At 38.6% G+C, this 6165-nt stretch carries 10 protein-coding genes; all 10 read left to right on the plus strand.

Annotation, left to right across the window (positions count from 1 at the left end):
* Positions 1–402 (plus strand): hypothetical protein (locus CG11_RS28460; RefSeq protein ID WP_231512848.1); only part of this gene is annotated, 402 nt, incomplete at its 5' end.
* A 6-nt stretch (positions 403–408) separates the two neighbouring features.
* A complete protein-coding gene (locus tag CG11_RS28465; protein ID WP_052600312.1) occupies positions 409–816 on the plus strand; it encodes a hypothetical protein in 408 nt (135 codons plus the stop codon).
* A 41-nt stretch (positions 817–857) separates the two neighbouring features.
* Positions 858–1106 (plus strand): hypothetical protein, encoded by a 249-nt coding sequence (locus CG11_RS28470; protein WP_052600313.1) that lies wholly within the window; start codon positions 858–860, stop codon positions 1104–1106.
* A 71-nt stretch (positions 1107–1177) separates the two neighbouring features.
* The gene (locus tag CG11_RS28475) at positions 1178–2335 is read left to right on the plus strand and encodes a hypothetical protein (RefSeq protein ID WP_052600314.1); all 1158 of its coding nucleotides are present in this window, start codon (positions 1178–1180) and stop codon (positions 2333–2335) included.
* Positions 2336–2556: 221 nt separating this feature from the next.
* Positions 2557–3333: a DNA adenine methylase gene (locus tag CG11_RS28480; RefSeq protein WP_052600315.1), complete on the plus strand. Its 777-nt coding sequence runs from the start codon at positions 2557–2559 to the stop codon at positions 3331–3333.
* Positions 3330–3542 carry a hypothetical protein gene (locus CG11_RS28485; RefSeq protein WP_052600316.1) on the plus strand — a complete coding sequence of 71 codons (213 nt, stop codon included), beginning with the start codon at positions 3330–3332 and terminating at the stop codon, positions 3540–3542. Before CG11_RS28480 ends, CG11_RS28485 begins: the two co-directional genes overlap by 4 nt.
* Complete coding sequence (locus tag CG11_RS28490; RefSeq protein ID WP_052600317.1) at positions 3539–4447, plus strand: phosphoadenosine phosphosulfate reductase family protein; 909 nt, start codon at positions 3539–3541, stop codon at positions 4445–4447. Before CG11_RS28485 ends, CG11_RS28490 begins: the two co-directional genes overlap by 4 nt.
* 117 nt (positions 4448–4564) lie before the next feature.
* The gene (locus CG11_RS30330) at positions 4565–4717 is read left to right on the plus strand and encodes a hypothetical protein (RefSeq protein ID WP_156039965.1); all 153 of its coding nucleotides are present in this window, start codon (positions 4565–4567) and stop codon (positions 4715–4717) included.
* A complete protein-coding gene (locus tag CG11_RS28495) occupies positions 4718–5623 on the plus strand; it encodes an LPD1 domain-containing protein (protein ID WP_052600318.1) in 906 nt (301 codons plus the stop codon).
* A gap of 180 nt (positions 5624–5803) precedes the next feature.
* Positions 5804–6115 (plus strand): hypothetical protein, encoded by a 312-nt coding sequence (locus CG11_RS28500; RefSeq protein ID WP_052600319.1) that lies wholly within the window; start codon positions 5804–5806, stop codon positions 6113–6115.
* The last annotated feature ends 50 nt before the right edge of the window (positions 6116–6165 follow it).

A 6165-nucleotide genomic window follows, 5' to 3' on the forward strand; every position in this document is an offset into this window, starting at 1 on the left:
CATATTCGGTGGAAGAACCAAACCAACAACAAAGCGATGAAGATTGAAAATGAGAAGCAGCTCAAGAGTGTTGAAAAGTATTTGGTCAAGTATCGACACTTCTGGAAATGGGCCAGCTTAAAAACATTGAACACAAATAAAGTCATTCATTATTATCATCCAAAAACAGGTGTTGAACGCTTGGATTTAAAAACCTACAAAGCGCAATTTACCGCCTACTCCTTGTACATCATCCCGACCAGCTCCTACAAGCGCAAAACGGGCATAGAAAAAGGGATTAGCCAACGGATTTACGATTTAGAACAAATCCATCAATACTGGACAAAAGACGTGTTGAGAATAGATGTTTATCTGGAGGGCAAGAAAATTAATTCGTATGAGAATGGTCGATTTTTAAACTAATACAACATGAGCGATTACAAACTATACACAAGCCTAGAGCAGCAACGAATTCCTTTGCAATTACAACGCTCGCATTGGCAACAGCTGCACGGATGGTTGAGCAACTACCTTAGAAATGGCACTGCGCACAACAGTTTGGAAGCGTTGATCCAATGTGCCTTGACTCAAATTTACATCAAGGTATCCAAACAGCTGGAAACCTTGGCCAAAAAAGGCAAAGCCCTACCAAGCTTTTCGACCCTTCATTTGACGCCTTTGGAGAAATATTGCTTTCGCTACGTGTTTTCGATTGAGTTGGCAATTTTGGAGGAAGAGCAGGAAGATACGACCTTTTTCATAGCGTATTTACAACCGATTTTAGACCACTTACAAGCACATGAAATCAATTCTAATACAGGATTGAGCAGCATTTAGAAGATATTTATTTATTGATAATTGATAAAACAACATAGAAAATGGCAGATAACAAGCAACACAGCCCATTCAGTGCAAAAGATTATGTGATTCAACATTCAAAGCAACTGTTAAAGGAAGCTCCGTTGTGGGCTTTGATTAGAACGGATAAAAACGGTGCTATCCACATTCATACAGAGAGCAAAGCTCAATTTCTGGCTTTGATGTTTGGGGTGTTCAAAGAGGAACCAGAATTGAAGGAAGATTTGGATATGATGTTCAAATTCGAGGCACAACGAATTAAAAAATAAATCCATTAAAAAAGGAGTTGCTGTCACTTAATCCAGCAACTCCAAGTAAGAGCATTTTGAAAGACAAAGATATGACAACTTTTAGAGAAAATCCATACGCCAAGGCACGGAATCTGCTCAATGGCTGGATATTTAGAACGAATTTGAACAAAACCCTAGATTCAAAATTTAAGCACAAACGATTTTCTGAGCGTTTTGCTTTGGCAAACAATGCTTTTTTAAGCTTGGGTGTGGTGGCACAGCTGGCGAGCATGACCACAGCATTTGTGATGCTGTCTTACTTATTTGTGAGCACCCCTACTCTCGTTCGCATCGTCGCTTCGATTACTCTGTTGGTAGCGATTGAGGTGATCAAACGTTTATCGACCAACGATGCAATGCAAGGACTTTTTCAGTATAAAAAAGTCGAGCCTTTTGCGGCTGTCTTGGGATTGGCGACGCTAACGGTAAGTATTTACATTGCAATTGAGGGCGCTAAGATTTTGCCGAGTTTGCTTGTTGATGATGCGATTCAAGAACAGCCAAAACAAGTCGAACCTGATGCGATTAATGAGGACTATGATGGCAGAATAGCCGCCTTGACTTTGGAGCGTGATACTTACCGAGAAAATCGTCTTTGGAGGGGGCGCTTAAGAAGTGAGGATGCTGCAATCATTGAGCAATACAACGAAGATATCCAAGTAGTACAAGCGCAAAAGGACGCTGCTTTGGTGGAGTTAAAGACAGAAAATAAGGCAGCGAGAGACCAGGCTTTTCAAGTTTTTCAAGAGCGCTCTGATGCGGTGAAGGTAGAGCGAGCCGATTTAGGACGGCAGCTGGTCACGGCTGCGATTGGTTTTGAGGTCTTGTTTGTGCTGTCGATGTGTTTTTCTTGGTGGTATTATACGGAGTGTGAGAAAGAACGGCAGGATCTTCAAGAGAGCTTGGAGCAGCCGACCAATACGAACGAATCTCCTGTTGTTAAAAGTGATCCGTTGGAAACTGAATTGCCACTCGTCCACGTGCAAGAGGTTGGTGCTCGTGCTCGAAAGATTGGGTTTAAGGATTATGAAACAGAGGCTCCAATATCTCCTACTGAAGAGGAACGAGTCAAGAAGGAATATACTCGTATCTGTCCTCAATGTAACACGCCTTTTGTGCATAAGAATGCTACTCATACCTATTGTAGTCGTGACTGTTATTTGGAGAAAAGAAGAAACGAAAAGAAAAATAAATCTAGTAAAGTATAGACTGATACTTGTAAAGTATTCGCTAGTATTAATGGAATACTTTACAAGTAACTCAATGTTGTAGACCTTCGATAAACGCAGGGTTACTTGTGAAGTACTCGCTAGTAAAAAGTAAGCTTATGTTTAGTTATTTCCAGTATAAAAAAAATGACTGTAGAGGCTATTTATAGCAACCATCCCACGATTTACGATAACGAACAATTAAAACTTTTTTAATACCAATGCTACTTACTCGATTAGGTAATAAAAGTCAATTAGCCAAGCCAATTTATAGCCATTTTCCACCACACAAAATGAGAATAGATTTATTCTTTGGAGCAGGAGGTTTGTTTTTTAATGCGCCAAGAGCGCCTTATAATATTTTGAATGATTTGGATGATGATGTGACCAACTTGTTTTGGGTGGTTAAAGAGCGCAAAGAGGATTTGTATCGAGCCTTGGAATTGTTGCCCATTACCAGTTCTTTAGTCAAAGAGTGGAAGCGAAAAAAGGAGTACGACCCTTTGTATAAAGCCCTTCGTTTTTTGCTATTGAGCAACTTTACGTATTTGGGGAAAGGGGATACCTTGCGATTAGGTTTGGATAATGCAAAAGCGAATCTATTAAAGCAGATAGAACCAACCTTTGAAGCCTTAAAAGATGTAAAAATTACCAACTATGATTTTCGAGAGGTATTGAGCAAAATATCTTATTCCAAAACGGTTCTTAATAAAGAAAAGGTCTTTTGTTATCTGGACCCTGTTTATTTGGATACAGAGCATTATTATAAAGTGCCCAACTGGACCAAAGGGGATAGCTTGGATTGTTTGAATCTTATGCGTGATTCGGGGATTAAGTGTGCGATGAGTGAATTTGCCCATCCTTTTATTGTGGCAGAAGCCAAGCAACGAGGTTTTAACATCATCCCCATACGAGAGCGCCAAAATATCAAGAATCGTCGGACAGAGCTGTTAATTACAAATTATCAATGCATTCAACCTACTTTATTTAAATTATGACAAACGAAGAAAAACAAGCCGAAAGGAAAGCGAGACTAAAGGCGACGATTGAAGCACATCAAGCCGAACTTTCCAAGCTGCGTCAATTAAAACGGGCACAAAAACATCCTTTAGCCAAATTAAAAATTGAACTGGATATGTCAGTTTACCAAGGACAACTCAAGGGCTATCAATTATGGTTGGAACAACTAGAAAATCCATTACAATGAAACATATCGTAACTTTTAGCGGAGGTAAGGACAGCCAAGCAACGTGCATCTGGGCTAAAAAGAACCTAAAAGAAGCTTGGTCCATTGCTTTTTGTGATACAGCTTGGGAAAGTCCTATAACGTATTCATTTATTTTAGAACTTGAGCAATCAATGAATGCACCTAGCAATCATTTAAACTCGAAAAAATACCAAGGTTTTATAGATTTAATCCATCAAAAAAAACGTTTTCCTTCTACAAAAGCCAGGTTTTGTACGGAAGAATTAAAGGTAAAACCAATGATTGATTATATTTTAGATGAGGTAGGGTCGGATTGTATGATTTACCAGGGGATTCGCTGGGAAGAATCGTCAAGTCGGTCTAAGTTAGAGGCGACAGATTGTTATTTCAAGCACTACTATGAACCTATTATCAAAATAGACCCCAAATCAGGAGAAGAAAAAAAGAGTTACCATACCTACCGCAAAAAAGAGGTTTTAGCCTATTTAAAGCAATATGAAGCGACAGTCAAGCGTCCCATTATTTCATGGTCAGGGACAGCAACCATACAGTATATTTTAGACAATGGTTATCGTTACAATCCTTTGTATGATTTTGGTTTTGCTAGAGTTGGCTGCTTTCCTTGTATTATGTGTACGCATTCAGAACTTCAATTAATGATTGAGCATTTTCCAGAACGGATTGATTTGATTCGCCAACATGAACAAGCAACGGATTCTACTTTTTTCCCACCTGATTATATCCCCAATCGTTATTGTAGCAAATTAGTGACTAGAAAAAAGACAGGCAAACAGGTCAAAGTACCCACGATCGATGATGTAGTTCGTTATATCAAAGATAGAAGGATGAAGCAGCAAAAAATATTTGTTTCCAGCTGCAAAAACATTTATGTTCCTTGCGAATAAGAGAAAGTCCAAAAAAATACGCTACTAAAACAGGTGAGCGTATTTTTTTTGCTTGACATTGGGCTATAAAGCTGCTATATTAGGCGTTTTAGCATTCTTAATAAAAATAAAAGCACATTGAAAAAACTGAAAAAACCAAAGGCAAAATTGCCTAAAGACGAAGAGATTGTAGGGAAAGGTGTTCCAAACAGTATGTTGAACCAGGAGCGTTTGAAAAAGCTTGGAAAGATGAAAACAAAATCCAAAACAACCAAAAAGCGTCGAAAGTAGATGAAGATTGTTGATACCCTACAGCCAGAAGGAGGCTCAAGAGCAGAGCGATGGTGGGAAGATCAAGGCTTTGTAGATTTGTATAAGTATTTTCGAAAAGGATCGATTGACAATGATTTGAAGAAAATTGCGGATATCCGAGATGTTTCCAAGGTTTTCCATTTAAAAGGCTATCAATTTGGGAATTGGGTGACGCATGAAGATCGCTTCAATTACTTAGCAGCCTTGGCAGTCTGTTTATTCGATTTGAATCGAGTGTTGAAATTCAAGAACAATAACCTTGGATTGGATAAAACCTTAGGTGTTGCCTTTGGGGCGAGAGGAGTGAAAGGAGCCTTGGCACATTATGAGCCTGCTACTAAAATCATCAATATGACTCGTTATTATGAAGCCAGTCGTTTTGATAAACCAACGGAAAAGAAAGTACGATTTGTGTTCTCAGGAGGCGTGGGATCCTTTGCCCATGAATATGGTCATTTTTTGGATTATTACTTTGGAGCAAAAGGCGAACCGCATACTAGGAATTATGCATTGACCAATGGGCGTTCTACAGATCCACGACGAATTACCTACGATCGTAAAAAAATGCCCATGCGTTTTATCGTAGAAGATATTCTAGAAAAGGCTTATTGGGATCCATCAAAAACTCAAGATTCCAGTTACATAAAACGGATTCGCAAAGCAATTCCTAGCAGACATTATCTGGATTATTTCTTACGCAGAAATGAAATTTTTGCTCGTTTATTTGAACAGTATATTGGCTATAAATTACAGCAAATGAAGTTGACCAATATCTTTCTAACAAAACGAAAGTACCATTCTGTACAATATATGACTCCCACAGAAATGAAAGCAATTGTCCCTTTGTTTGATAAATTGCTGGTAGAAATGCGAAAATATTTCTAAAGAAGTTCAACCTTAAAAATAAAAGAAAGCTGTTCAATTTTGGACAGCTTTTTTTATGCCTTTTTAGAAAGCCAAAAAATTACGCCCCTAAATCAAGTCCCGTCTAAGCAAATGCTTTTTAATACTAAACAGCTGCTCTAACTTTATGTAAAACCAATTGATTATATAAAAAAAAGCACCATGATTCTAGCCATTTGTATGCTAATAGTAGCAGGAATAATTTATTACAGTTGTCATCGAATTCCCCCCGATCCACTTTTTCCGAAGGAGGTTTGTATAGAAGAAAAGGATTTTTGGGAGGACGAGACAGATGAAACGATTCAAGAAACAACCATGCAACCACTACAAACAGTCGCTGAAGTGTCCGAAACCTTAGTACTTCCTAAGTATTCCAGGAACCAATCCATCAAGGACCCAAAAAAAGCCATTAAAAAGCGTCGAAAAAAGCGCCGCATTGCAAAAAAAAGCCGCCAACAGAACCGCATTTGTTAACTCTTTAATCCCATACCATGAAACGACAAAAGACCGTTTTTATCTACCGA

Source organism: Aureispira sp. CCB-QB1, assembly GCF_000724545.1.
Lineage (GTDB): Bacteria > Bacteroidota > Bacteroidia > Chitinophagales > Saprospiraceae > Aureispira.